Source organism: Streptomyces sp. CB02366, from assembly GCF_001905905.1.
Classification (GTDB): domain Bacteria; phylum Actinomycetota; class Actinomycetes; order Streptomycetales; family Streptomycetaceae; genus Streptomyces.
In genome coordinates this window covers 95,247-118,244 of record NZ_LIVT01000012.1, presented here as the reverse complement: position 1 = coordinate 118,244, position 22,998 = coordinate 95,247, and the positions used below count along the sequence as shown (strand labels likewise).

27 protein-coding genes are annotated in these 22,998 nt (G+C 73.6%); 20 read left to right on the top strand and 7 right to left on the bottom strand.

Going from position 1 to position 22,998, the window contains the following annotated elements; genetic code table 11:
- The first annotated feature begins 84 nt into the window (after positions 1-84).
- The 13 genes from AMK24_RS26575 (at position 85) to AMK24_RS26515 (ending at position 7,894) form a co-directional block, all read left to right on the top strand.
- Complete coding sequence (locus tag AMK24_RS26575) at positions 85-678, top strand: hypothetical protein (protein ID WP_073771422.1); 594 nt, start codon at positions 85-87, stop codon at positions 676-678.
- Positions 679-736: 58 nt separating this feature from the next.
- Positions 737-1,444, top strand: coding sequence for a class F sortase (locus tag AMK24_RS26570; protein WP_073771421.1), 708 nt, complete (start codon positions 737-739; stop codon positions 1,442-1,444).
- A gap of 246 nt (positions 1,445-1,690) precedes the next feature.
- Complete coding sequence (locus AMK24_RS26565) at positions 1,691-2,011, top strand: gas vesicle protein GvpO (protein ID WP_073771420.1); 321 nt, start codon at positions 1,691-1,693, stop codon at positions 2,009-2,011.
- A 37-nt stretch (positions 2,012-2,048) separates the two neighbouring features.
- The gene (gene gvpJ, locus AMK24_RS26560; RefSeq protein ID WP_073771419.1) at positions 2,049-2,513 is read left to right on the top strand and encodes a gas vesicle protein GvpJ; all 465 of its coding nucleotides are present in this window, start codon (positions 2,049-2,051) and stop codon (positions 2,511-2,513) included.
- Between the two features lie 3 nt (positions 2,514-2,516).
- Complete coding sequence (locus tag AMK24_RS26555; RefSeq protein WP_073771418.1) at positions 2,517-3,275, top strand: GvpL/GvpF family gas vesicle protein; 759 nt, start codon at positions 2,517-2,519, stop codon at positions 3,273-3,275.
- A gap of 2 nt (positions 3,276-3,277) precedes the next feature.
- Positions 3,278-3,532 carry a gas vesicle protein GvpG gene (locus tag AMK24_RS26550; protein WP_073771417.1) on the top strand — a complete coding sequence of 85 codons (255 nt, stop codon included), beginning with the start codon at positions 3,278-3,280 and terminating at the stop codon, positions 3,530-3,532.
- A gap of 5 nt (positions 3,533-3,537) precedes the next feature.
- Complete coding sequence (locus AMK24_RS26545) at positions 3,538-4,413, top strand: histone protein (protein ID WP_073771416.1); 876 nt, start codon at positions 3,538-3,540, stop codon at positions 4,411-4,413.
- Between the two features lie 5 nt (positions 4,414-4,418).
- Positions 4,419-5,558, top strand: a complete 1,140-nt coding sequence (locus AMK24_RS26540; protein WP_073771415.1) for an SRPBCC family protein — start codon at positions 4,419-4,421, stop codon at positions 5,556-5,558.
- Positions 5,555-5,974: a gas vesicle protein gene (locus tag AMK24_RS26535; RefSeq protein WP_073771414.1), complete on the top strand. Its 420-nt coding sequence runs from the start codon at positions 5,555-5,557 to the stop codon at positions 5,972-5,974. Before AMK24_RS26540 ends, AMK24_RS26535 begins: the two co-directional genes overlap by 4 nt.
- Positions 5,971-6,801: a GvpL/GvpF family gas vesicle protein gene (locus tag AMK24_RS26530; protein ID WP_073771413.1), complete on the top strand. Its 831-nt coding sequence runs from the start codon at positions 5,971-5,973 to the stop codon at positions 6,799-6,801. Before AMK24_RS26535 ends, AMK24_RS26530 begins: the two co-directional genes overlap by 4 nt.
- 2 nt (positions 6,802-6,803) lie before the next feature.
- Positions 6,804-7,031 carry a gas vesicle protein gene (locus tag AMK24_RS26525; protein ID WP_073771412.1) on the top strand — a complete coding sequence of 76 codons (228 nt, stop codon included), beginning with the start codon at positions 6,804-6,806 and terminating at the stop codon, positions 7,029-7,031.
- Positions 7,028-7,306 carry a gas vesicle protein K gene (locus AMK24_RS26520; protein WP_073771411.1) on the top strand — a complete coding sequence of 93 codons (279 nt, stop codon included), beginning with the start codon at positions 7,028-7,030 and terminating at the stop codon, positions 7,304-7,306. Before AMK24_RS26525 ends, AMK24_RS26520 begins: the two co-directional genes overlap by 4 nt.
- Positions 7,307-7,423: 117 nt before the next feature.
- The gene (locus AMK24_RS26515) at positions 7,424-7,894 is read left to right on the top strand and encodes an Asp23/Gls24 family envelope stress response protein (RefSeq protein ID WP_073771410.1); all 471 of its coding nucleotides are present in this window, start codon (positions 7,424-7,426) and stop codon (positions 7,892-7,894) included.
- Between the two features lie 357 nt (positions 7,895-8,251).
- Here the strand turns inward: AMK24_RS26515 and AMK24_RS26510 are convergent, their stop codons facing one another.
- The gene (locus tag AMK24_RS26510; protein WP_073771409.1) at positions 8,252-8,425 is read right to left on the bottom strand and encodes a CsbD family protein; all 174 of its coding nucleotides are present in this window, start codon (positions 8,423-8,425) and stop codon (positions 8,252-8,254) included.
- Between the two features lie 196 nt (positions 8,426-8,621).
- Here AMK24_RS26510 and AMK24_RS26505 point away from each other — a divergent pair, with 196 nt between their 5' ends.
- Entirely contained in the window at positions 8,622-9,569 is a 948-nt protein-coding gene (locus AMK24_RS26505) for an SDR family oxidoreductase (RefSeq protein WP_073771408.1), read from the top strand.
- Positions 9,570-9,622: 53 nt separating this feature from the next.
- Here the strand turns inward: AMK24_RS26505 and AMK24_RS26500 are convergent, their stop codons facing one another.
- The 4 genes from AMK24_RS26500 to AMK24_RS26485 all read right to left on the bottom strand — a co-directional run bounded on the left by AMK24_RS26500 (position 9,623) and on the right by AMK24_RS26485 (position 13,204).
- On the bottom strand, positions 9,623-11,269 hold the full coding sequence (locus tag AMK24_RS26500; RefSeq protein ID WP_073771407.1) for a phytoene desaturase family protein: 1,647 nt from the start codon (positions 11,267-11,269) through the stop codon (positions 9,623-9,625).
- 76 nt (positions 11,270-11,345) lie between these two features.
- A complete protein-coding gene (locus AMK24_RS26495; RefSeq protein ID WP_073771462.1) occupies positions 11,346-11,825 on the bottom strand; it encodes an SRPBCC family protein in 480 nt (159 codons plus the stop codon).
- Between the two features lie 81 nt (positions 11,826-11,906).
- Complete coding sequence (locus tag AMK24_RS26490; RefSeq protein WP_073771406.1) at positions 11,907-12,881, bottom strand: TIGR03557 family F420-dependent LLM class oxidoreductase; 975 nt, start codon at positions 12,879-12,881, stop codon at positions 11,907-11,909.
- 98 nt (positions 12,882-12,979) lie between these two features.
- Positions 12,980-13,204: a DUF5133 domain-containing protein gene (locus AMK24_RS26485; RefSeq protein ID WP_073771405.1), complete on the bottom strand. Its 225-nt coding sequence runs from the start codon at positions 13,202-13,204 to the stop codon at positions 12,980-12,982.
- Between the two features lie 780 nt (positions 13,205-13,984).
- Here AMK24_RS26485 and AMK24_RS26480 point away from each other — a divergent pair.
- From AMK24_RS26480 to AMK24_RS26455, 6 genes are all read left to right on the top strand, one after another.
- Positions 13,985-15,550 carry an FAD-dependent oxidoreductase gene (locus AMK24_RS26480; protein ID WP_073771404.1) on the top strand — a complete coding sequence of 522 codons (1,566 nt, stop codon included), beginning with the start codon at positions 13,985-13,987 and terminating at the stop codon, positions 15,548-15,550.
- A complete protein-coding gene (gene ligD / locus AMK24_RS26475) occupies positions 15,547-16,464 on the top strand; it encodes a non-homologous end-joining DNA ligase (RefSeq protein ID WP_073771403.1) in 918 nt (305 codons plus the stop codon). The genes AMK24_RS26480 and ligD overlap by 4 nt, the downstream gene beginning before the upstream one ends.
- A gap of 331 nt (positions 16,465-16,795) precedes the next feature.
- Complete coding sequence (gene dhaK / locus AMK24_RS26470; RefSeq protein ID WP_073771402.1) at positions 16,796-17,788, top strand: dihydroxyacetone kinase subunit DhaK; 993 nt, start codon at positions 16,796-16,798, stop codon at positions 17,786-17,788.
- Positions 17,789-17,893: 105 nt separating this feature from the next.
- Positions 17,894-18,502, top strand: coding sequence for a dihydroxyacetone kinase subunit DhaL (gene dhaL / locus AMK24_RS26465; RefSeq protein WP_073771401.1), 609 nt, complete (start codon positions 17,894-17,896; stop codon positions 18,500-18,502).
- Positions 18,499-18,909, top strand: coding sequence for a PTS-dependent dihydroxyacetone kinase phosphotransferase subunit DhaM (locus AMK24_RS26460; RefSeq protein WP_073771400.1), 411 nt, complete (start codon positions 18,499-18,501; stop codon positions 18,907-18,909). The genes dhaL and AMK24_RS26460 overlap by 4 nt, the downstream gene beginning before the upstream one ends.
- 199 nt (positions 18,910-19,108) lie before the next feature.
- Positions 19,109-19,612 (top strand): NUDIX domain-containing protein, encoded by a 504-nt coding sequence (locus AMK24_RS26455; RefSeq protein ID WP_073771399.1) that lies wholly within the window; start codon positions 19,109-19,111, stop codon positions 19,610-19,612.
- On the opposite strand, the gene AMK24_RS26450 is transcribed toward AMK24_RS26455, so the two are convergent.
- Together AMK24_RS26450 and AMK24_RS26445 are read right to left on the bottom strand one after the other, a co-directional pair.
- Positions 19,576-21,348, bottom strand: coding sequence for an ABC-F family ATP-binding cassette domain-containing protein (locus tag AMK24_RS26450; RefSeq protein ID WP_073771398.1), 1,773 nt, complete (start codon positions 21,346-21,348; stop codon positions 19,576-19,578). The genes AMK24_RS26455 and AMK24_RS26450 overlap by 37 nt on opposite strands.
- Before the next feature lie 422 nt (positions 21,349-21,770).
- On the bottom strand, positions 21,771-22,811 hold the full coding sequence (locus AMK24_RS26445) for an NAD(P)-dependent alcohol dehydrogenase (protein WP_073771397.1): 1,041 nt from the start codon (positions 22,809-22,811) through the stop codon (positions 21,771-21,773).
- Between the last annotated feature and the right edge of the window lie 187 nt (positions 22,812-22,998).

Here is a 22,998-nt window from a genome sequence, read left to right as displayed (position 1 = left end):
GGTGACGTCTCGTCATCGGATGCGTGTGGCATTTCTGTAACTGCACCCCGATTAGTACGACAATCTCACCACTCAGGAGTCGTCATGTCGTCGTTCACCCTCTCGCGCACCTCCGTCCGACGCCTCGGCGCCGCCGCGGTCACCGCCGTCGCCGTCACCGGTCTCTCCCTCTCCGGCGCGTCCACCGCTTCCGCCGCCCCCGGCGACCTCGGCGAGATCAAGATCCACAAGCCGGGCACGCCCAACAGCGACCCGCGTGACGAGATCAAGATCTGCCGTTTCACCCTGGCAGCCGTCAACTTCGAGACCGTGCCCCTGGTCAACGTCACCGTCACCCCCCAGCCGGCCACCCCGACCCGTCCCACGCTCACCGCGGCCGTCGCCCTGACCGCGGGGCTCGGCAACACGCAGGAGTACTCGCTGCCCAACGGCCAGTACAAGGTGACCTGGACGTTCCCGGGCGGCACGCCCAAGGAGAAGCTCTTCACCGTCGACTGCCGTCCCACCGGGGGCGTGCCCGCGGGCGGCGGCGGTGTCCCGACCGTCGAGAGCAGCACCGCCGGGGACGGCGGCATGTCGCTCGGCGCCACCTCGGCGCTGGCCGCCGGGGGCGTGGGCGTCCTCGGTCTCTTCCTCGCCCGCCGCTCCGCCCGCCGCCGCACGCATGGCGCCGCGTAACACGGTTCACCGTCGTCGGCGACGGCGGCGCGGACCGAGCCGCGCCACCCGTCTCACCATGACGCTGAGCGTCACCTTCTCGATCGTGGCCACCGTGGTCCAGGGGTGCGGCGCCTCCCCTGACCACGGAGCCGCGACCGCGTCGGCCCCCGGCGACGGAAAGGTGTCCCAGCAGGCGCCGCCGGGACGGGAGGCGGGCCCCTCCTCCTCCCCGGCGGCGCACCCCGGGCACCCGGACGGGAGCAGGGCGGCGGGGAAGCGGGCGGCGAAGCCGACGAGATCCGCTCCCCCGCCGTCGCCGCTCCCCCGGTCGCCGGCGACGAAACTGTCGATCCCCGCCCTGTCGCTGGAGGCGCCGGTCGTGGGGCTCCCCCTCGACCCGGCCGGCCACCCGGGGACCCCGCCCATCAGCAAGCCGAAGCTGGTCGGCTGGCACCGCGACGGGCCGACGCCGGGCGAGAAGGGGACCGCGCTGGCGATCGGACACCGGGACACCCTGACCGGGCCCGCCGTGTTCCTCAACATCAGCATGCTGCGCCCCGGCAACACCGTCCGGGTCACCCGGGCCGACCGGCGTACGGCGGTCTTCACCGTCGACGCGGTCCGCACGTACCAGAAGGCGTCCTTCCCCGACAAAGAGGTCTACGGAGAGCGGGGACGGCCGGAACTGCGGCTGATCACCTGCGGCGGACGCTTCGACAAGAAGGCCGGCTATGCGGCCAACGTCGTCGTCTTCGCGCATCTCACCGGCGTCGCGAAGGCATGAGGCGGGCGCCCCTCGGAGCCCGCCTCGCACACGGGGACCACCGTGGACGCCCCCGCGGGATTCACTCTCCCGGGGGGCCGCGCCCGGCGAAGCCGCCCCGGGCACGGCCGGCCGCCGGTCCGCACGGGCGGGAGGACCGACCGGGGGCCGCAAAGGAGAACCGCGACCCGCCCACGGCGCGGAGACGTCCCGCACCATCGGCCCGCCCGAGATGCGGAATGCCCGAATGTGACGAGACTGGGCGCTATGGCAGACCAACGTTCGGCACGGGCCACCGGCCCGGCCAGGACCCGGAAGAAGCCGGCGTCCACCAAGGGGCCCGAGCACGCCGCTCGGGCCGCCTGCCGGAGCCTGGAGGGGCTGATCGACCACCCCGCCGAAGGCGTCTCCGCGGTCCGGCGCTCGGACGACGACGGCTGGTGCGTGGTCGTGGACGTCCTCGAGGTGCCTCGGATCCCCGACACGACGAGCCTGCTCGCCTCCTACGAGGTGCGTCTGGACGGAGCCGGAGAGCTCCAGGAGTACCGCCGGGTCCGTCGCTACCGGCGCGGCTCCGCAGACGAGTGATCCCCGACCGTCCGATCAGCTGGAAGGACCCACCCTCATGACGGCCACGACCTACGCCGACGAGATAGCTCCGTGTCCGCCTCGCGCCGGCACCCTGTACGACGTTCTGGAACTCATCCTGGACCGGGGCATGGTCATCGACGTGTTCGTCCGGATCTCCCTGGTCGGCATCGAGATCATCAAGATCGACGCCCGTATCGTCGTGGCCAGCGTGGACACCTACCTCCGCTTCGCCGAGGCGTGCAACCGGCTGGACCTGGAGCGGGACTCCGGCAGCACGACCGTCCCCGAACTGCTCAGCGGCAGCGCTGCGAAGTCCATCGGCAAGCGCAAGGTGCGCAAGGCCGCGGAGACGGTGGGCGACACCGTACGCAGAGCGGTGGGGCAGGACGACGCGTCCGACGAGGTGGAGGAAGAGGAAGAGGAACCGCGTCCAAAGAAGCGCCGGGCCCCCGCCCGCAGCGGCGGCGGCGCGAGCCGGCGCCGCCGAGCGGAGGCGTGAGCCGTGGCCGGCGCCGGACTGTACGTCTACGCCGTGGTGCGCCGCGGGACCCCCCTGCCCGCGGGGACGGGCGGCGTGGGCGACCCGCCCGGTGTTCCGCGCACCGTCACCACGGGCGGGATCGCCGCGGTGGTCAGTGACGCCCCCGCGCGCCTGCGTGCCCGGCGGCGGGACCTGCTGGCCCATCAGAACCTCCTGATGGGCCTGGCGGAGGGCGGCCCCGTGCTGCCGATGCGTTTCGGGATGGTGGCCCCGGACGAGGACACCCTGCTCGCCCGCCTGGCCGGGGCGCGGAGGAGCCACCTCGCCACCCTGGAGCAGTTGGACGGACACGTCGAGGTCAACGTCAAGGCCCTGCCGGCTCCCGACTCCCTGGCCGAAGTGGTGGTCGAGGACGCCGTCGTACGGCGGCTGCGGGACGAGGCGCGCCGCCGGCCCGGATACGAGGCCAGCGTCCGGCTGGGCGAAGCGGTGGCCTCGGCACTGACACGCCGCGCGGCCGAGGCGGGCCGGGAGGTGCTGCGCGAACTCGCCCCGCTGGCCCGTGCGGCCGTCCCCGGGCCCGAGGTCCAGGGGTGCGCGCTGAACACGTCCTTCCTGGTCCCGCGCGGCCACAGCGAACGATTCCGTACGGCGGCCGAGCGACTGGCCGAAGCGCGCCGGAGCCGCGTCGAGATCCGCTTCGCGGGCCCCCTGCCCTGTTACAGCTTCGTCGGTGACGCGGACGCCCCGGGCCGGCCGGGCGCGATGGCCGGAGGCTGACGATGGGGCTGATCTCCGGACTCCTGCTCCTGCCCCTCGCCCCGGCGCGGGGGGTGGTCTGGGTCGCGGAGAAGCTCCAGGAGACCGCCGAGCGCGAGCTGTACGACCCCGGCGTGCTCCGTGCGCAACTCGCCGGGCTCAACCGCGAACTGGACGAAGGACTCATCGACCTCGAAACGTTCGAGGCCGAGGAGGAACGGCTGCTCGACCGGCTTCACGCCGCTCAGATGCGCTGCGACGTCGACCACAGAAGGTGACAGACATGGATGACCAGGCCAAGGCGGCCTTGGCGGCCGCCGTAGTGGGCGGGTACGTGCTGGGCCGGACGAAGAAGGGCCGGCTGGCCCTGAGCGTAGCGACCTACCTGGCAGGGCGACGCTTCGGACTCGAACCCCGCCAACTGGCGGCCGAGGGGGTGCGCCGGCTCGGGCAGGTGCCCCAGGTGGCGGAGTTGCAGGAGCAGTTGAGGGGGGAGGTACTCGACGCCGGGCGCCAGGCCGTGACAGCGGCCGCCAACCGCGGTATGGCCTCGCTGGCGGACGCCATCGGCGACCGCACGCTGCGTCTCGGCGCGACGGACGAGGGCGAGGGCGAGGGCGAGAAGTACGAGGACGAGGAGTACGAGGACGAGGAGTACGGGGAGGAGGGGCCGGACGAGGAGGAATCCGAGGAGGACGAAGAACCCGAAGACGACGAGGGCGAGGACGACGAGGGCGAGGACGACGACGAGGACGAGGAACCGGAGGAGGAGGCCCCCGCTCCGAGGCCCCGGCGTGGAAAGGAGCCCACCGCCCCCGCGAAGCGGGCTCCGTCGCGTAGTTCCGCTTCGGCGAAGAAGTCCGCTGCCCCGGCGAAGAAGGCGACGGCCAAGAAGACCGCCGCGAAGAAGGCGGCCCCGGCCAAGAAGACGGCGGCCAAGAAGACCGGCGCTGCCAAGAAGGCGGCCCCCGCGAAGAAGGCCCCCGCCGAGAAGACGAAGAAGTCCGCTCCCGCCCAGAAGGCCCCGGCCAAGAAGGCCCCGGCCAAGAAGACGGCGGCGAAGAAGGCGACGACGAAGCAGCGGTCCGCCAAGTCGGCCTCGTCGAAGAAGGCCCCCTCCAAGCGGACCCCGTCCAAGCGCTCCGGTAGCGGGAGGTAGACGTCATGGTGAAGACGGACAGGGACGAGCCGGAAGAGGCGCAGGAGTCGGGGGTCGACCGCCTGAAGGAGGAGCTGTCGAAGTACGCCGGCGCCCAGGTGAAGAAGCTCGCCGAGAGAGCCGGTGACAAGCTCACCGACCTCACCGGCCAGTTGAACGACGTCGCGGAGAACGGCGGCTCCTTGCCCGCCATCGGCTCCCGCGTGCTCCAGGGGGAGTCCCCGGTGAAGGCCTTCGTCTCGGAGAAGGCCAAGGGAGCGAAGGACGCCGTGGTGGACAAGGCCAAGGACACCTTCGGCGGTGGCGGCAGGAGCAAGCGCAAGTCCAGCGGCAGCAAGGTCATGAACATCATCGAGGTGCTCGATGTGGGTGTGCCGCTGCGTACGGCCTATGACGCGTGGACGCAGTACGAGGAGTTCAGCAGCTTCGCGAAGGGGGTCCGCGACGTCTCCAAGAGTGACGAGGTGGAGAGCGACTGGAAGGTGAAGATCGGTCCCTCCTCCCGCAGCTTCAAGGCCACGGTCCTGGAGCAGGTGCCGGACGACAGGATCGTGTGGTCCTCGGAAGGCGCCAAGGGAACGGTCAACGGAGCGGTCAGCTTCCACGAACTCGGGCCCACGCTGACCCGGATCATCCTGGTGGTGGAGTACTACCCCTCGGGGTTCTTCGAGAAGACGGGCAACCTCTGGCGCGCGCAGGGGCGTCGGATGCGACTCGACTTCAAGCACTTCCAGCGCTACGTGACCCTCACCGAGGAGGAGCCGGAAGGCTGGCGCGGTGAGATCCGCGACGGTGAGGTGGTGGTCTCCCACGAGGAGGCCGTCGAGCGCGAGGAAGCGGAGCAGCAGGAGGGCGAGGACGAGCCGGAGGAGGAGTACGAGGACGACGGGGAGAGCGAGGACGGCGAGGACGAGGACGACGAATACGGCGAGGACGGCGAGGACGGCGACGACGACGGCGACGAATACGACGAGGAGCCGGGGGACGACGAGTACGAGGGGGAGGACGAGCCGGAAGAAGACGAGTCCGAGGATGAGGAGGACGAGTCCGAGGATGAGGATGAGGAAGAGGAAGAGGAAGAGGAAGAGGAGCCTCCCGTCCCGAGCCGCCGTGATCGTAGGCGTCGCGCGAAGGGTTCACGGTGACGGACCTCGACTTCCGGCAGGACGGCCGGCCCGTCCCGGGGCCTCCGAACTCCAGCCTCGCCGACATCCTCGAACGCGTCCTGGACAAGGGCATCGTCATCGCCGGGGACATCAAGATCGATCTCCTCGACATCGAGTTGCTCACCATCCGGCTCCGTCTGTTCGTCGCCTCGGTCGATACCGCGAAGAAGGCGGGCATCGACTGGTGGGAGACCGACCCCGCGCTGAGCTCCCGGGCGTCGCGCAACGCTCTGGAGGAGGAGAACCGTGAGCTGAGGGAGCGTCTGCGGGAACACGAACCGTCCGCCGAGGACGGAACGCCGTCCGCGGGCCCGACGCCTCGGAACGCGGACCGCGGGGAGCGGGCGGAAACGGAAGAGCGGACCGGCCGGAAGAAGGAGAGCGAGCGGAGATGACCCAGCCTTCGGCCCCCCGGGTGCCGCCCCCGGACGCGGACGACGGGGCCACCTATGTGTTCGCCGTCTGCCGCGCCACGCGCGCCGCGAGCGCGCTGGATCTCGACGAGGAGGCCGGCATGCCCGGCGGCGGAGCGGTCCGGCTGATCCCGGCGGGCCTGCTGACCGCCGTGGTGCAGACCGTCCCCGCCGCCGACTTCACGGACGAGGTCTGGCAGCGACGGCTGTCCGACCGGACGCAGATCGAGCGGTACGCACGGGCCCACCACACGGTGGTCTCGAACGTGTCCGCGCACGGTCCGGTCGTTCCCCTCCCGCTCGCCACTCTCTACCATGACGACGAACGGGCCCGCAGCCGCCTGATCCAGGAGACGGACCGCTTCCATGCCGCGCTCAAGCGCGTCGCACACCACGCCGAATGGGGGGTCAAGGTGTACCGGCCCGTGGCTCCGGAGCCTGGCCCCGAGACCGGCGAACCGCTGCCGGAGACGGTCGGCGGCCGTGCTCCCGGGGCCGGCCTCGCCTACCTGAACCGGAAGCGGGGCGCCCAGGCGCTGCGGGAGAGGCGCCGGGAACAAGCACTGGACGTCGCCGAGGCGATCGACGCCGAACTGCGCGGGCTCGCCGCGGCGTCGCGACGGCTGCGGACGCACGGGGCGGCGCTCTCGGGCGACCGCCGGATGCACGTGCTCAACGCCACGTACCTCGTCGCCGACGAGCGGGCGGACGAAGTCCGCCGATTGGTCGCGGTGTTGGGTGACCGCACCGGAGCGCAGATCGAGCTGTCGGGCCCCTGGGCGCCGTATTCCTTCGTCGGAGAGGTGTGACCATGGCGCACGAGGTGGTGCCCTGGGACAGCCCGGAGCCCTTGAGCGGCCCTCTCGGCGTGCCGCTCGTCGACCTGCTGGACCGGGTCCTGGCGACGGGGGTGGTGGTCAGCGGCGACCTGGTCATCGCCATCGCCGACGTCCCCCTCGTCCGGCTGTCGCTGCACGCGCTGCTCTCGTCGGTCAACGAGCGGGTACCGGCGCCCTGGAGCGACGGGGGGCCGCTGTGACGGGTTCACGCGTCGAGCTGGACTCCGAGCGGATGGGGCGGGACCTGGTGGCGCTGGTCCTGACCGTGGTCGAGCTGCTGCGGCAGCTGATGGAGCGCCAGGCCATCCGCCGGGTCGAGCAGGGCGATCTGAGCGACGAACAGGTCGAGGAGATCGGGACCACGCTCATGCTGCTCGACCAGCGGATGAAGGAGCTCTGCGAGCAGCACGGCGTACGCCCCGAGGACCTCAACCTCGATCTGGGGCCGCTCGGAACCCTGTTGCCCCGCGACTGAGGGCACCCGTCGGTCCGGCACTCGAATGGCGTACGCGGCCGACCAGGAGCAGAGTGAGGAGAGGGGCCCGAACGGGCCGATCCGCGGCCCGTGGCAACGACTCTCTGTGAGGCGGACATGGCCGATATCGACACCCAGGGCGACAGCAGGGCGACCGGCGGGCGGTCCGGAGGATCCGGCGGTCGCGGAAAGACGACCATCAGCGACAACGTCGTCTCCACCATCGCGGGCATCGCGATTCGCGAGACCGATGGCGTCCACTCCGTGGGGCGGGGGGCGTCCAAGGCGCTCGGCGCCGTCACCGGACGCAGGTCCGGCGCCTCCGGCGCACGCCGCGCCGTCAAGGTGGAAGTGGGCGAGAAGCAGGCCGCGATCGACGTCGACATCGAGGTGGAGTACGGCATACCGATCCACGAACTCGCCGACCGGATCCGGTCCAACGTCACCGATGCCGTGGAGACGATGACGGGGTTGGAGGTCGTCGAGATCAACATCGTCGTGTTCGACGTCCACATCCCCGGCGACGACGATGATTCCGACGAGGACGACGGGGGCGACTCGGACCGGGGCGCTTCTCGCGTGCGGTGAGGGGCACGCCCCCGGGCCGCGGGAGCCATAGGGGTCTGAGGGCCGAACGGGCGGGACGGCCGGAGCGTTCCTCCCCGCCGAGCGGCCGGGGCCGTGAGCGCGCCCGAACAGTCCCTCTGCTCCGCGAAGAGGCCCCCGGCGGCCACGGGCGGGGGCCGTCGACCACGTCGTGGCGGCCGGCGCCGGTCCGGCGGTACCGGCAGCCGCCCTTCCTCGGCGGCGCCGGTGCTCCCTGTCCGGCCCGGCGGCCCCGGCCCTCGGCCCTTCCCGTCTGGTCCCGCCCCGCCTGCGCACGGATGCCGTCCGGCCCCGTCGGAGCCATGCTCCGCGGGGCCGGACGGCGCTGCTCGGACGGCCTCAGTCCTTGAGGGCGTCCTTGGCCTTCTCCTTGGCCTGGCGGGCGTCGCCCTTGGTCTGGTCGGCACGGCCCTCGGCGACGAGGCGCTCGTTGCCGACGGTGCGTCCCGCCGCTTCCTTGGCCTTGCCCTTGGCCTGGTCGGTCTTGGCCTGAGCCTTCTGATCGGCACCCATGGCATTCACGCACCTTGCTGTGTTCGGCTTCGCGGTCTCCCCCCGCCTGACCGCTCGTCCCCGGATCAAACATGCCGACCGCCGTAGCCCGGGGAGTCCGGTTGCGGTGGCCGTCCCGCGGCCCGACGGTGGTACGGGAAGCCGCCGGCCCGACGGCGTCCCGGCCGCCAGGCCGACCAGGGAGCGAGGAGAGACGATGCCCGACATCCCGGACGTGCGCGGCATCCGCCGGAACCCTCCCGGCCCCGCCCGCCCGCTGGAGGGGCGGGTCGCGGTCGTCACCGGCGCCGCTCGCGGCGTCGGCGAGGCGCTCGCCCGGAGCCTCTCCGAGGCCGGGATGCGGGTCGCGCTGCTGGGGCGGGAGCGGGCGACCCTGCGGGAGGCCGCCGAGACGCTCCCCGGCCCCACCCTCTGCGTCGAGTGCGATGTCACCGACCGTGCGGAGCTGGCGGACGCCGCACGGTCGGTGGAAACCGGCCTGGGGCCCGCCTCGGTGGTCGTAGCGAACGCGGGCATCGCGGTGAGCGGCCCGTTCGACCGTACGGCCGCCGATCTCTGGCAGCGCGTCATCGACGTCAACCTCACCGGGTCCGCCTCCACCGCCCGCGCCTTCCTGCCCCATCTGACCGCCACGCGCGGCTACTTCCTCCAGATCGCCTCCACCGCGGCGTTCGGGGCGGCCCCCATGATGAGCGCCTACTGCGCGTCCAAGGCCGGGGTGGAGTCCTTCGCGCTCGCCCTGCGCGGCGAGGTCGAACCCGACGGGGTCCAGGTCGGCGTCGCCTACCTGCACTGGACCGGGACCGACATGCTCACCGGCATCGACGACCACCCCGTCCTCGCGGCCCTGCGCCGCAACCAGCCGCGTCCCGCCCGCCGGGTCCATCCCCCCGGTCAGGTCGCCCAGTGGCTCACGCGGGGCATCGCCCGCCGTGCCCCGCAGATCTACGCCCCGCCGTGGCTCCGCTGGTGCCAGCCGCTGCGCCCGCTCTTCCCCACCCTCGTGGGGTGGGCCGCCCGCCGCGAACTACGGGCCCGCCCCAGCGAGGAGATGTCCTCCCCCATCGAGGTGCTGGGCGCCGGGGGCCGGGCCGACTGGCACTCCTTCCGGGCCTCCCGGGGCTCCTCCCCGCCCGACCGGTAGGCGGCCCGGGGTGCGGCCGCGGTCCGGCGTCGGGGCCGGGTGGCGGCGTGGGGTCACGGCCGTTCGCCCCGTACGGGGGTGATCTCGCCGACCCGGTCCCGCCGGGCCAGCAGCCGCTGGGCGGCGGACAGGGCGGCGGCGGTGGCCCGGGTGGAGCGGAGGGCGGCCCGAGCGGCGTTGGCCCCCGGTGCGCCGTGCACCCCGCCCCCGGGGTGGGCCGACGCGGAGGCCAGGTACAGCCCCTTGACGGGCGTTTCGGGTCGGCCCGTCCCCGGCACCGGCCGGAAGACCAGCTGCTGGTGCATCGCGGCCGTACCGCCGTTGATGGCCCCGTTGCACAGATTGGCGTCCGCGCTCTGGAAGGTCGTCGGGGTGAGGATCCGCCGTGCCAGGATGCGGCTGCGGAAGCCCGGGGCGTACCGCTCCACCTGCTGTTCGACCCGGTCCGCCATCCGTTCCCCCTCCCCCGCGTCCCACCCGCCGGTCAGCCCGGCGGCGCCCGCGTCGCCCTTGACGGTGTGCGGCACGTGGGTGTAGGCCCAGGCCGCTTCGGTGTCCCGGGGCGACCGGGACGCGTCCGCCGTGGTCATCTGCCCGAACAGCAGGAACGGACGGTCGGGGATCAGGCCCCGGGCGATCTGGGAGGCCCACCGGGTGAGCTCGTCGACCCCCTCCACGAGGTGGACGGTCCCCGCCGACGCGGCCTCGGGGCTGCTCCACGGAACGGGGCCGTTCAGCGCCCAGTCCACCTTGAAGGTGGCGAAGTCCCACTGGAAACGCCGCATGTCGTCCAGGAGCCGGGCGGGCAGGTGTTCGGCGGCGACCAGCGATCCGTAGAGGCTGGGGGCGGAGACGTCGGCCAGGACGGCCCTGCGGGCGGGAACCCCTTCCCCCGTCTCCGTACGGACGCCTACGGCGCGGCCCCGGCGCACGACGACCTCGGTGACCCGCTGGCCGCACCGGACGCTTCCTCCACGCCGCCGCAACCGTTTCACCAGGGCAGCGGTGAGGGCTCCGGCCCCTCCGACGGGGACGGGGAAACCGTGGGACTGCCCCAGCATGGACATCAGCCAGCCGAAGCCGCCGCTGCCCGCCGCCTCGGGGGCCAGGTCGGCGTGCAGGGCGTTGCCGGCCAGCAGCAGTCGCCCTCCCTCCTCGGCGAACTCCTCCTCGCCCAGTCTGCGGACCGGGAGGACGAGGCTGCGGGCCAGCCGCAGCCCGCCCGCCGCCCGGAGCCGCGCCGCCAGGACGGCCCCCGCCCGGACGGGCGGAAAGGGCGCGAAGAGGGCGTCGACGATTCCGTCGCCCAGCCGGTCCCAGATGTGGCAGAGCTCCAGCCATGCCTCGCCGTCGCCGGGGGCGAAGCGGTCGAGGCCGGCGGCGGTCGCCGTCCGGTCGCGGTCCAGCACGGCGCACCTGCCGTCGAGCAGCGGATGGGCGAGGACCTGGGGGGCGTGGCTCCAGCGAAGCCCGTCCCGGTGCAGGTCCAGCCCGGACAGCACGGGGGAGGCCGCGGCCAGCGGGTAGAACGAGCTGAACAGGTCGTTGACGTACTCGGGGTGGACCCCGCGGTCGCTGCGAACGGCGCCGCCCGGCTCGTCCTGGGCCTCCAGCACCTCCACCGACCAGCCGGCGTCGGCCAGCAGGTTGGCCGCGACCAGGCCGTTCGGTCCACTGCCGATCACTACCGCGTCGACCATGGCGGCCTCGCCTTCCGTTGCAGTCGCGGAGGCCCCGCCACAGGAGGGGCGTCCCGTTCCCGGTGGGCGTCCATGGTCAGCCGGTCGACGCGGGGCGGCGGGCGGCGGCGGACGCTCCCGGCGGCGTCAGGTGCTCGGTCAGGTGGGCGAGGCGCGCGAGCATGGCCCGGTGGCGGATCTGGATCAGCCAGTCCAGCAGGAAGTTGTGGAGCGTGCCGCCGATACCGCGCAGCGGGTGTTCGTCGACCGTGACGAGGGTCTTGTCCCCCCACGGCCGGACTTCCAGCGCGATGCGCGCCGATCCGAGCGCACCGGCCTCGGCCTCCAGCTCCAGCGTGCTCGGCTTCTCGATGCGTCGCACCACCGTGCGGCCGGTGAATTCCTTGGGCCCCAGCCGTACGCAGTAGACGAGTGAGGAGCCCACTTCGGGCCAGTGGCCTTGTTCCGGCCGGGACTCGGAGGTTCCCACCACCCATCTGCCGTACAGGCGTGCGTCTTCGAGGACCGTCCACACAGCGGAGGGCGAGCGGTCGATGAGGTGGTGTCTGGCGGCCATGGTCATCCTCGATTCATCGGTCGGCGCGTACCGGAGGCCGGAGCGGGCGCTGCCGCGGCGCAGCCGCTCACGGCGTGGGGCTCACGGGCTGTTCGGCTTCAGCTGTCGGATGCGGCCGTCGAGTTCACGCCGGTAGAAGTCGATGAAGCCGTCGGGGTCGGGGCCCGCGTTCTGCATGACCAGCCGGTCGTAGCCCGCGTCGACGAACGGTTGGGCCACTTCGGCGTACCGGTCCGGGTCCGTGCCGCAGGCGAACTTCCCCAGGACGTCCTCCTCGCGGACGGTGGCGGTCGCCGCGTCGAAGTTGACCGGGTTGGGCAGCTCGCTCATCACCTTCCACCCGGTCAGTGCCCAGCGCGTCGTCTCCAGAGCGGCGCGTGCGCCGGTCTGCGCGTCGGGCGCCCAGGCCATCGGGACCTCGGCGTAGCGGGGGCCGCTGCCGCCGGCGTCGCGGTAGTGCCGCACGATGCTCGGCTTGTCCTCCGTGGCGAACAGGCCGTCGCCCAGTTCGGCGGCGATCCGGGCCGATTTCGGCCCGCTGGCCGCCACCGCGATCAGGGGCGGCTCGTCGGGCAGGTCGAAGACCCGGGCGTCGTGGAGCCGCAGGTGCTTGCCCTCGTAGGACCGGTATCCCCCGCTCCACAGCAGCCGGATGATCTCCAGGGCCTCTTTGAGCAGCTCGTGCCGGGTGCTGACCGCTTCGGGGAAGCCGGGGCCGACGACGTGCTCGTTGAGCCGCTCCCCCGAACCGACGCCCAGGACGAAGCGGCCTTCCGAGAGCAGGGCGAGCGTCGCGGCCGCCTGGGCGATGATCGCGGGGTGGTAGCGCACGGTGGGGCAGGTCACCCCGGTCGCCAGACCGATCCGCGACGTCTTGGCGGCGATGGTTCCGAGCACCGCCCAGGCGAACGGGGAGTGCCCCTGGTTGTCGAGCCAGGGGTGGTAGTGGTCGCTGATCTCCACGAAGTCGAAGCCCGCCTCCTCGGCGAGTACGGCCTGTCTGACCAGCTCCGCCGGGCCGAACGCCTCCGCCGCCAGCTTGTATCCCACCTGCATGTGATCCTCGTTCCGCACGCGTCCGGGGTCGGTTTGTCCCGCCTAGGGGTACCCCTTGTTCCCGACGCGTAACACGGGATCCCTCTCCGTCCGGGGGCTCAGGACAGGGCGGCGGACGCCGTCTCCGGGGCCGGGCGGCGCAGTCGCTCACGGGCGGTCACGAGAGCCGAGGCGATGTCCCGGGTGCCGGTGGTCACGCACAAGGTGTAGCTCACGTCTTCCAGACGCCGGTTCGCCTCCTGGGCGTCCTCTCCGCGTCCGGCCGTCAGTTCGTCGTAACGACGCAGCAGCTCTTCGAGTACCGCGGGGTGGGCCAACAGCATCGCACTCGGCCTTTCTCTCGCAAGGGGACGCCGACGGGGCCGGCGGGGAGCGGAGGAACAGGGGGGACCGGCGCCGCGGACCTCTTCGGGCGCGGCCGGACCGCCCCGGGGCATCGGACCGCCCCGGGGCGCAGAAGGAAAGCAGGACTCGCGAAGGAGTGGGTCACAGGTGGTGCGGGAACCTCACCGCCCACCCTGGTGGAGGACGGCAGCGGGTTCGTACAGGCCGCTTCCTGACCTCCACTGTCACTTTTCCCACCTGGGCGTGGTTCATGCAAATCGCGCCGGCGCACCACCCGGCACGCCCCCCAAGGGGTGTCCCGCGATTTCCGGTGGATCAGCGCGCGGCGTCGGATGCGGTGCACCGCAAGGCGGAGGGGCATCCGCATACCGGATGTACGGGGATGTTCCGACAACGCGGCGAGGTGCCGTAGCCGTCGTCGCGCACCCGCCGGGAATCGCGGGACAGTCCTTACCCTCTCCCCCGGATTTCACCTGTTCGGCGTCGAGAGGCGGAGGCACTCCGGTGGGCACTTCGGAGCCGAGGCCCAGCGCGCGGAATGTGAGCAGGGCGCCTTCCCCGCCGCCCCGGGCCGGACCCGGGCCGGGGCGGGGGGCTTGCCGTCGCCGTCCGTCCGAACCGCCCGGCCACGGCGTTTGGCGCCCGGCCCCCGTGGTACCCGGCGGGAGCCGGATCGCCCGCCGCGCCGCACGGGAGCGCTGCGGGGATGGACGGCGCGGCAGCCCGTCGGCGCGCGACCTACGTAGGGAGAACACGTCATGGCCCTCCCCCGCTCCTTGCCGGGGCTCCCGGAGTCCTACTGGATGGAGTCCGCCCCCTTCCCGTCGCACCCGCCCCTGACCGAGGACATCGACGTGGACGTCGCCGTGGTGGGCGGTGGGATCGCGGGGCTGAGCACGGCGTGGGAGCTGGCCCGGACCGGCCGGAGGGTCGTGGTGCTGGAGGCGGACCGCCTCGCCTCCGGCGTCACCGGCCACACCACCGCCAAGGTCTCGGCGCTGCACTCGCTGGTGTACGACCGGCTGCGGCGGACCCGGGGCGCGGAGGCCGCGCGCCTGTACGCCGCCTCGCAACGGGACGCGGTGGAGCGGCTGGCCGCCATCGTCGACGAGGTGGGCGTCGACTGCGATCTGGAACGGGTGAGCGCCTACTCCTACGCCGCCGGGCCGGACACGCGGGAAGCCGTGGAGGCGGAGGCCCGCGCCGCCGCCGAGGCGGGCCTGGACGTCTCCTACGTCACCCGGACGGAGCTGCCCTTCCCGGTCGCGGGCGCGGTCCGCCTCGACGGACAGGCCCAGTTCCACCCGCGCAAATACCTCGCGGCGCTGGCCGAGGACCTGCTGGAGCGGGGCGGCCTCGTCCACGAGCAGACCCGGGTCACCCGGCTCTCGGAGGGGCAGCCGTGTCGTCTGACCACCGAGGACGGCCGGCGGGTCACCGCCCGCGACGTGGTCGTCGCCACCCACTACCCCGTCTTCGACCGCGCCCTGCTCTTCGCGCGGCTCTCGCCCCGGCGGGAACTGGTGGTGGCCGCCCCCATCGCCGCCGACGAGGCCCCGCAGGGCATGTACATCACCGAGGACGAGGGGAAACGTTCGGTGCGTACGGCCCCGCTCGACGACGGCCGCCGCCTGCTCATCGTCACCGGCGAGAGCTTCACGCCCGGAACGGGTGATCCGCAGGAGGGTTTCGGCCGCCTGGACGCCTGGATGCACGAACGCTTCCCGGTGGGGCCCACGGCCTACCGGTGGGCGGCGCAGGACAACGATCCCAGCGACACGGTTCCCCTCGTGGGCCCTTTTCACGTCGGGGCCCGCCATACGTACGTGGCGACCGGCTTCGGAGGCTGGGGGATGACGGGCGGTGTCCTGGCCGGTCGTCTGCTGACCGCCCTGATCACCGGTTCGGGCCCTCGTCCGGCCTGGGCGGAGCTGTACGACCCGCGGCGTATCGCGGGCGTGCTGCGCGAGGGTTCCGCGCTCCTGGGGCAGCAGGTCGAGGTGGCCAAGCACTTCGCCGGCGACCGGCTGCGCGTGACGCGTGTCGAGACGGTCGACGCCATCCCGCCGGGCGGCGGAGCGGTCGTACGGGTCGGGGGGCGGCGCTGCGCCGTCCACCGGAGCCAGGACGGCACGGTGCGGGCCGTCTCCGCGCGGTGCACCCACCTCGGCTGCCTGGTCTCCTTCAACGAGGCGGAGACGACCTGGGAGTGCCCGTGCCACGGGTCCAGGTTCGGCGTCGACGGCGCGGTGCTCCAGGGACCGGCGACACAGCCCCTGGAGCAGGTGGAGGTGGAGGACGAGCAGGGGGAGGACAACCGGTGAGCGGGGACGAGCGCATCCGGGTGGGCCGCCGTACCGTCGTCATCGCCCGGCCGGACAAGGTGCTGTTCCCGGCGGACGGGATCACCAAAGCCGCTCTGGCGGACTACTACCGGCTCGTCGCCGGGGCGATGGTGCCCCACCTGCGCGGACGGCCCCTCATGATGGAGCGGTACCCCGACGGCGTCGAAGGCCCGTCCTTCATGCAGAAGGAGGTGCCGGACCACTTCCCGGACTGGTTCCACCGTGTCGAACTGCCCAAGGCGGACGGGACGGTCACCTATGCGGTGTGCGACGAACCCGCAGCTCTCGTTTACCTCGCCGGACAGGCGTGCGTCACCCCTCACCGCTTCCTCTCGCGGGCGGACCGGCCGGACCGTCCCGACCGGATGGTGTTCGACCTCGACCCGTCCGACGACGACTTCGGCTCGGTCCGCACGGCCGCCCTGAGCCTGCGCGGCCTGCTCGACGAACTGGAGCTGCCGTCGGCGGTGATGACCACGGGTTCGCGCGGTCTGCACGTGGTGGTACCGCTGGACCGCCGGGCGGACTTCGACAAGGTGCGCGATCTCGCCCGCCGGATCAGCGGTCTCCTGGCCGCCCGCGCCCCCGACGCGCTCACCACCGCGCCTCGCAAGGAGGCCCGGGGCGGACGCCTCTACCTCGACGTCCAACGCAACGCCTACGCCCAGACCGCGGTCGCCCCCTACGCCGTACGCGCCCGCCCCGGGGCGCCGGTCGCCGCACCGCTCGCCTGGGACGAGGTCGAGGACGGGCGTATCCACGCGCGGAGCTTCACCGTCGCGTCGATGGCCGACCGGATCGACGAGGACCCGTGGAAACACGCCTTCGGCCGTCCCCGGTCGGCTCGCGCCGCGGCACGGCGTCTCGCGGCGCTCGAAGCCGACGCATCCTGACGCGCGGCCGGCCGCCTGCGCCGCGTATCGGGGAGGGACCGTGCCCGGCCTCCCGGACGGGGGTTTCCGCCGGTGGACGGGTTCAGCCTGCGCGACCCGTGAAGCGTCTGCATGATGGTGAAAGCGCGTCACTGCTCCACAGCTCCCGCCCGGCGCCTCGCCCCCCGAGGCGCCGGGCCGTCGGTAAACTCAGCCGCAGGTCGGCGCCGGTGCCGCCGGAGGGCGTCTTGGGCACCAGGAACCACCGGGGCCGACCAGGCGTCCCTTCCAGCCCCCCATCAGCGAAAACACAGGTCGACGAGTTCTCTGCCACGCTCCCCAGGAGACACACGTGAAGATGTTGATCAATGTTCCCGAGACCGTGGTCGCCGATGCGTTGCGGGGCATCGCCGCCGCGCATCCCGAGCTCACCGTGGATGTGGAGAACCGGGTCGTCGTCCGGCGGGACGCGCCGGTGGCGGGGAAGGTGGCCCTGGTCTCCGGGGGCGGTTCGGGGCACGAGCCGCTGCACGCCGGCTTCGTGGGGCCCGGGATGCTGTCGGCCGCCTGCCCCGGCGAGGTGTTCACCTCGCCCGTTCCGGACCAGATGGTGCGGGCCGCCGCGGCCGTCGACAGCGGGGCCGGGGTCCTGTTCGTCGTCAAGAACTACACCGGTGACGTGCTCAACTTCGAGATGGCCGCCGAACTGGCCGAGGACGAGGGCGTCCAGGTCGCCCAGGTCGTGGTGGACGACGACGTGGCCGTGAGCGACAGCACGTTCACCGCCGGGCGCCGCGGCACGGGAGCGACGCTGTTCGTCGAGAAGATCGCCGGAGCCGCGGCGGACGAGGGCGCCCCGCTGGACCAGGTGGCCGCGGTGGCGCGCCGGGTGAACGGGGCCGCGCGCAGTTTCGGGGTGGCCCTCGGCGCCGTCACCACCCCGGCCAAGGGCAGTCCCACCTTCGACCTGCCCTCCGGGGAGCTGGAGTTGGGCATCGGCATCCACGGGGAGCCGGGGCGGGAGCGGCGGCCGATGATGACATCCGGGGAGATCGCCGACTTCGCCGTGAACGCGGTCCTGGAGGACCTGCGTCCCACCGGCCCGGTGCTGGCGCTGGTGAACGGCATGGGGGCGACTCCGCTGCTGGAGCTGTACGGCTTCAACGCCGAGGTCCACCGCGCCCTGTCCGAGCGAGGCGTCCCGGTGGCTCGTACGCTCGTGGGGAACTACGTGACGTCGCTCGACATGGCAGGCTGCTCGGTGACCCTGTGCCAGGTCGACGAGGAGTTGCTGCGGCTGTGGGACGCGCCGGTGGAAACGGCCGCGCTCCGCTGGGGCCGCTGAGCCGCCGACGGGATTCCGTGACCGGGCGCGCGGCGCGGACCGGCCGTACCGGGCCCGTACCGCCGGGGCGCCCCGTCCCGGCAGGATCGAGGAACAGGAGACCTTGTGCTCGACACCGACTTCTTCCGCCGCTGGATGTCCGCCGCCGCGGAGGCCGTGGACCGGGAGGCGGCCCGTCTGACCGAACTGGACTCGGCGATCGGGGACGCCGATCACGGCAGCAACCTCCAGCGCGGCTTCGCGGCGGTGGCGGCGGTGCTGGAGGAGGACGCCCCGGACACGCCCGGCGCGGTGCTGGCCCTGGCCGGGCGACAGCTCATCTCCACGGTCGGCGGCGCGTCCGGCCCGCTGTACGGGACGCTGCTGCGTCGTACGGGCAAGGCGCTCGGGGACGGCGCCGAGGTGACCCGGGAGCAGTTCGCCCAGGCGTTCGCGGCGGGGGTGGCGGCGGTGGGTCAGCTGGGCGGGGCCCAGGCCGGGGACAAGACGATGCTCGACGCGCTGCTGCCCGCGGCGGAGGCGCTGGCCCTCTCGTTCGACGGCGCGGCGGACGCGGCCCGTGCGGGCGCGGAGGCGACGGTGCCGATGCGGGCGCGCAAGGGGCGGGCCAGTTATCTGGGCGAGCGCAGCGTCGGGCACCAGGATCCGGGGGCGACGTCGTCGGCGCTGCTGGTGGAGGCCCTGGCGGCGACGGCGGACGGGGAGAGCGCGTGAGCGGGAAGCGGCAGGTGGGCATCGTGCTGGTCTCTCACAGCGGACCGGTGGCCGAGTCGGTCGCCGAGCTGGCCCGGGGCCTCGCCGCCGGAGGGGCGACCGCCCCGGTGGCCCCGGCCGGCGGGCTGCCGAACGGCGGGTTGGGTACGAGTGCGGAGCTGATCGGCCGGGCCGCCGCCTCGGTGGACCGGGGGGCGGGCGTCGCGGTGCTGGTGGACCTGGGGAGCGCGGTCCTCACGGTGAAGTCCATGCTGGCCGAGGGCGACGAGCTGCCCGAGAACACCCGGCTCGTGGACGCCCCCTTCGTGGAGGGCGCGGTGGCCGCCGTCGTGACGGCCTCGGCGGGCGGCGACCTGGCGGCGGTGGAGGCCGCGGCATCGGAGGCGTACGGCTACCGCAAGACGTGAGGCGACCCGCCCGGCAGGCCGGACGGGTCGTCGTTCCACGGCGTGCGGATGTCCGTCCCGAGGCCGGCGGGCCCGGCTGGACGCGGGGCGCCCGGCCAGGGGCGTGCAAGACGTCCGTCCCGGCTGTACCGGTCGCCCGGGGCGCCCTCCTCCGGCCCACGCCTGGCGCCGCACCTCCCGCGGTCGCAGACTTGACGGCATGTCGAGAAGCAGGCGCAGTGCGGGGCTCCTTCTCTTCCGGGTCGCGGAGGGGACGGGCGGGCGGGACGTCGAGGTGCTGATCGGGCACATGGGCGGGCCGTTCTGGGCGGGGCGGGAGGCGGCCGCCTGGTCGGTCCCGAAGGGCGAGTACGGACCGGAGGAGAGCGCGGAGGAGGCCGCCCGCCGGGAGTTCGTGGAGGAGCTGGGGGTACCGGTCCCGCCCGGTGAGTGGATCGCGCTGGGCGAGTCCCGCCAGCGCAGCGGCAAGACGGTGAGCGTCTGGGCCCTGGAGGCGGAGCTGGACGTGGCGTCCGTCGTACCGGGGACGTTCACGATGGAGTGGCCGCGGGGTTCCGGCGTGCAGCAGGAGTTCCCGGAGATGGACCGGTTCGCCTGGTGCACGCCGGAGCAGGCCGCGGAGCGGCTGATCGCCGGCCAGCGGGTCTTCGTCGACCGGCTGCGTACTCAGGTGCGCCGCAGGGCCGCCTCCCCCGACGCGTAGGCCGGGACCGCGTCCACCGGGCGGCCCGCCCGCAGCTCCAGCACGTCGCCCGTGAAGCGGGACCGGAAGCCGCGGTCGTGCGAGACGACGACGACCGCGCCCCGGTACGCGTCGAGCGCCTGCTCCAACTCCTCCACGAGGCTCAGTGCGATGTGGTTCGTCGGCTCGTCCAGCACCAGCAGATCGGCCGGCCGGGTCACCAGGCGGGCCAGGGCCAGCCTGCGCTGCTGGCCCGCGGAGAGGGACGCCACGGGCACGTCGAGGTCCTGCGGGCGGAACAGGCCGAGGGCCAGCAGGTCGTCGGCGTACTCGTCGGGGAAGCCGGGGCGGCCGGCCGCGAAGGTGGCCAGCAGGGTGCGCCGGGTGGGGCGGGCGGGCAGATCCTGTGGGAGGTAGCCGATGCGCGCCCGCCGGGTGACCGTGCCCCTGTCGGGGGCCAGGTCGCCCGCGAGGACCCGGAGCAGGGTGGTCTTCCCCGCACCGTTGTCGCCGGTCACCAGGAGGCGGGCGCCCGCCTCCACCCGGAGGGCGGGGAGGTGCAGGCGATCGCCGACGGAGACGGATTCCAGCTCCACGAGCGTCCTGCGGCGCTCCGCCGCACCGCTCACGGGGGCGCCCGCGGCCCGGCCGGCCGGCCTCGTCCCGTCAGTGACGCCCGCCCGGTCCGGCGTACCGGGCCCCGGGGCGAGAGTCCGGCCGCCGGTGAAGGCGAGCAGAGGGGGCGGGGGCGGCACGGGAGACCGCCGCAGCGCTTCCAGCCGGGTCCTGGCCGCCCTGACCCGGCCGGACAGCTTGGCCTCGTGCGAGCGGCGGTGTTTGCCGAAGCCCTGTTTCGGGTCGCCTCCGGTGGCGGTGAGCCGCGCCCCGGCCGCCGCGACCAGCTCCTCGGTACGGGCCAGGTCCGCCAGGTACTCCTCGTGTTCCCGGGCCCGACGGCGGCGGGCGGCGGCCTTGGCGGTGCGGTAGCCGTCCCAGCCGTCCCCGTACCGGGTGACCGTGCGCAGGTCCCCGTCGACCTCCAGGACCACCGAGGTGACGCGCTCCAGGAAGACCCGGTCGTGGGTGATCACCACGACGGTGCCCCGGTGCGCCCGCAGCCGGTCCTCCAGCCAGGCGACGGCGCGGGCGTCGAGGTGGTTGGTCGGCTCGTCGAGCAGCAGCAGTTCGGGCCGGGAGGCCAGGACGCAGGCGAGGGCGAGCCGGGACTGTTCGCCGCCGGAGAGGGTGGCGAGCGCGCGGTCGCGGGTGAGGTGGGCGAGGCCGAGGCCGTGCAGAGCCGCTTCGGTGCGGGCGTCCGCCCGGTAGCCGTCGCGGTCCTCATAGGCGGCGAGGAGGTCTCCGTAGGCGGCGAGTCGCGCCTCGGCGGCTGCGGGGCCGCCGGGCTCGCGGTCGGAGAGTCCCGCTTCCGCCCGGCGGATGCGGTGTTCGAGGTCGCGCAGCTCCGCGAGGGCCGCGTCGACCACGTCCTGCACGGTGTCGGCCGGGCCGAGGTCGAGCGTCTGGGCGAGGTGGCCGACGCCGCCGGGGAACCGGACGGTGGCCTCACCGGTGTCCGGGGCCACGGCCCCGGCCAGCAGGCGGAGCAGGGTCGACTTCCCGGAACCGTTCTCGCCGATGACGGCGATCTTCTCGCCGGGCCGGACGGTGAGGGTCACCTGGTCGAGTACGGGGCGGTCCCCGTACGCCTTGGAGACGTCCTTCAGGGCCAGTTGGGCGTGGTCGTGCTGGGGATGCATGGGTGCCTTCTCCCTGGTTGCGGCCCGCGGCGGCGCGCACAGAGGCACGGCGGCGGGGCGTGGGCGCCGGACGGCGGAGGGGACGGCGGCGGGCGCAGGGGCGACGTGGACGTCACCGGGTGATCGGCACCGGGGCGTCCCGGTGGGACGCGCGGTGCGGCGCGCTGCGGCCGTCCGGGCCGGGGATCAGCGGAAGAAGGGGAAGTAGTACGAGCCCATGGCGGCCAGTCTAAGGGTTGGCGGCGCCCGGAGCCGGGGTTGTCCGTCCTCCGCCCCCGGCCGCGGGGCGGCCGGGGGCGGAGGGCGATGCGCCGGGGAAGGCCCGGTGGGCGGGTCCCGGAACGGCCGGACGGGGAGCGGGCGGCCGGTGGGGGCCGGCTGTCGGGCCGGGGGCGGGGAGGGCCGTGGGGCCGACCGGGGGATCAGCCCTGGGGGAGGATGACGGCCCGGCCCTTGACCCTGCCCTCGTGCAGGCGCTCGTAGGCGAGCGGGGCCTCGTCGATGGGGTACGTCTCCACGTGGACGTCCACCGCTCCGGCGTGGGCCAGGTCGAGGACTTCGGCCAGTTCCTTGCGCGAGCCCCAGTAGGGGGCGCAGACGGTGGTGCCGTACGGGAGGGCCCCGAAGCCGACCGGGAGCGCGCCGCCGCCGAGGCCGACGATGGTGACGTCGCCGTCCACGCGGGAGACGGCTCCGGCGGTCTGCACGGTGGGCGGCGCCCCGACGAAGTCGAGGACCACCTGGGCGCCGAGTCCGCCGGTCAGTTCCATGACGCGCGCGGCCGCCTTCTCGTCGGAGAGGACCGCTTCGTGCGCGCCCACGGTCCTGGCCAGGTCGAGTTTCTCCTCGTTGACGTCGAGGGCGATCACCCGCGCGGCCGTCATGGCGCGCAGCAGCTGGATCGCGACGTGGCCGAGGCCGCCGGCGCCGATGACGACGGCGGTGGAGCCGGGTACGAGCTTCGTCAGCGAGCGCACGATGGCGTGGTAGGGGGTCAGTCCGGCGTCGGTGAGGGGCACCGTCTTCACCGGGTCGAGGTCACCGATGGGGGCCAGGTGGCGGGGGTCGTCGACGATCATGTACTCGGCCATCGCGCCGGGGGCGCCGAGGCCGGGCGGCATGATGCCGAGCTCCTTGGCACGCAGGCAGTAGTTCTCCTTGCCCTCGGCGCAGTTCACGCAGGTGCCGCAGCCCCAGGGCCCGTACACGGCCACGGCGTCGCCGACCTCGAAGGCGTCGACCCCGTCGCCGAGCCCGGCGACCGTGCCGACACCCTCGTGGCCGAGCGTCAGGGGCAGCGGGAAGGGGATCTGGTCGGCGGGCCAGCTCATCACGGCGATGTCCGAGTGGCAGACGCCCGCGGCGGTGACCTTCAGCAGGACCTGGCCGGGGCCGGGCTCGGGATCCGGGACGGTGACCACCTCGGGGGCGGCGCCGACGGCTCGGTACTGGACGGCTTTCATGGGGTCTCCTCGCTCTTTCCCTCGCGTGCTTCCTTTGTCGCCCCCGTCTCCCCCGCGCGCCACTCGGGGCCCGCGTCACGGGGCGGAGCGGCGGCCGTCCGCCAGGGGGTGGCCGCGGTGATGAGGGATTCCCGTCGGAGAGCGGGAAGGCGGCCGGCTCGGCCGTGCCGTCCGGCCGGGTGCGGGG

What these genes read in the sequence shown, in the direction of transcription:
- AMK24_RS26575 (WP_073771422.1), top strand. Translation starts at nt 85, where the DNA reads ATGTCGTCGTTCACCCTCTCGCGCACCTCCGTCCGACGCCTCGGCGCC.
- AMK24_RS26570 (WP_073771421.1), top strand. Translation starts at nt 737, where the DNA reads ATGACGCTGAGCGTCACCTTCTCGATCGTGGCCACCGTGGTCCAGGGG.
- AMK24_RS26565 (WP_073771420.1), top strand. Translation starts at nt 1,691, where the DNA reads ATGGCAGACCAACGTTCGGCACGGGCCACCGGCCCGGCCAGGACCCGG.
- gvpJ (WP_073771419.1), top strand. Translation starts at nt 2,049, where the DNA reads ATGACGGCCACGACCTACGCCGACGAGATAGCTCCGTGTCCGCCTCGC.
- AMK24_RS26550 (WP_073771417.1), top strand. Translation starts at nt 3,278, where the DNA reads ATGGGGCTGATCTCCGGACTCCTGCTCCTGCCCCTCGCCCCGGCGCGG.
- AMK24_RS26545 (WP_073771416.1), top strand. Translation starts at nt 3,538, where the DNA reads ATGGATGACCAGGCCAAGGCGGCCTTGGCGGCCGCCGTAGTGGGCGGG.
- AMK24_RS26540 (WP_073771415.1), top strand. Translation starts at nt 4,419, where the DNA reads ATGGTGAAGACGGACAGGGACGAGCCGGAAGAGGCGCAGGAGTCGGGG.
- AMK24_RS26530 (WP_073771413.1), top strand. Translation starts at nt 5,971, where the DNA reads ATGACCCAGCCTTCGGCCCCCCGGGTGCCGCCCCCGGACGCGGACGAC.
- AMK24_RS26525 (WP_073771412.1), top strand. Translation starts at nt 6,804, where the DNA reads ATGGCGCACGAGGTGGTGCCCTGGGACAGCCCGGAGCCCTTGAGCGGC.
- AMK24_RS26515 (WP_073771410.1), top strand. Translation starts at nt 7,424, where the DNA reads ATGGCCGATATCGACACCCAGGGCGACAGCAGGGCGACCGGCGGGCGG.
- AMK24_RS26510 (WP_073771409.1), bottom strand. Translation starts at nt 8,425, where the DNA reads ATGGGTGCCGATCAGAAGGCTCAGGCCAAGACCGACCAGGCCAAGGGC.
- AMK24_RS26505 (WP_073771408.1), top strand. Translation starts at nt 8,622, where the DNA reads ATGCCCGACATCCCGGACGTGCGCGGCATCCGCCGGAACCCTCCCGGC.
- AMK24_RS26500 (WP_073771407.1), bottom strand. Translation starts at nt 11,269, where the DNA reads ATGGTCGACGCGGTAGTGATCGGCAGTGGACCGAACGGCCTGGTCGCG.
- AMK24_RS26495 (WP_073771462.1), bottom strand. Translation starts at nt 11,825, where the DNA reads ATGGCCGCCAGACACCACCTCATCGACCGCTCGCCCTCCGCTGTGTGG.
- AMK24_RS26490 (WP_073771406.1), bottom strand. Translation starts at nt 12,881, where the DNA reads ATGCAGGTGGGATACAAGCTGGCGGCGGAGGCGTTCGGCCCGGCGGAG.
- AMK24_RS26485 (WP_073771405.1), bottom strand. Translation starts at nt 13,204, where the DNA reads ATGCTGTTGGCCCACCCCGCGGTACTCGAAGAGCTGCTGCGTCGTTAC.
- AMK24_RS26480 (WP_073771404.1), top strand. Translation starts at nt 13,985, where the DNA reads ATGGCCCTCCCCCGCTCCTTGCCGGGGCTCCCGGAGTCCTACTGGATG.
- AMK24_RS26455 (WP_073771399.1), top strand. Translation starts at nt 19,109, where the DNA reads ATGTCGAGAAGCAGGCGCAGTGCGGGGCTCCTTCTCTTCCGGGTCGCG.
- AMK24_RS26450 (WP_073771398.1), bottom strand. Translation starts at nt 21,348, where the DNA reads ATGCATCCCCAGCACGACCACGCCCAACTGGCCCTGAAGGACGTCTCC.
- AMK24_RS26445 (WP_073771397.1), bottom strand. Translation starts at nt 22,811, where the DNA reads ATGAAAGCCGTCCAGTACCGAGCCGTCGGCGCCGCCCCCGAGGTGGTC.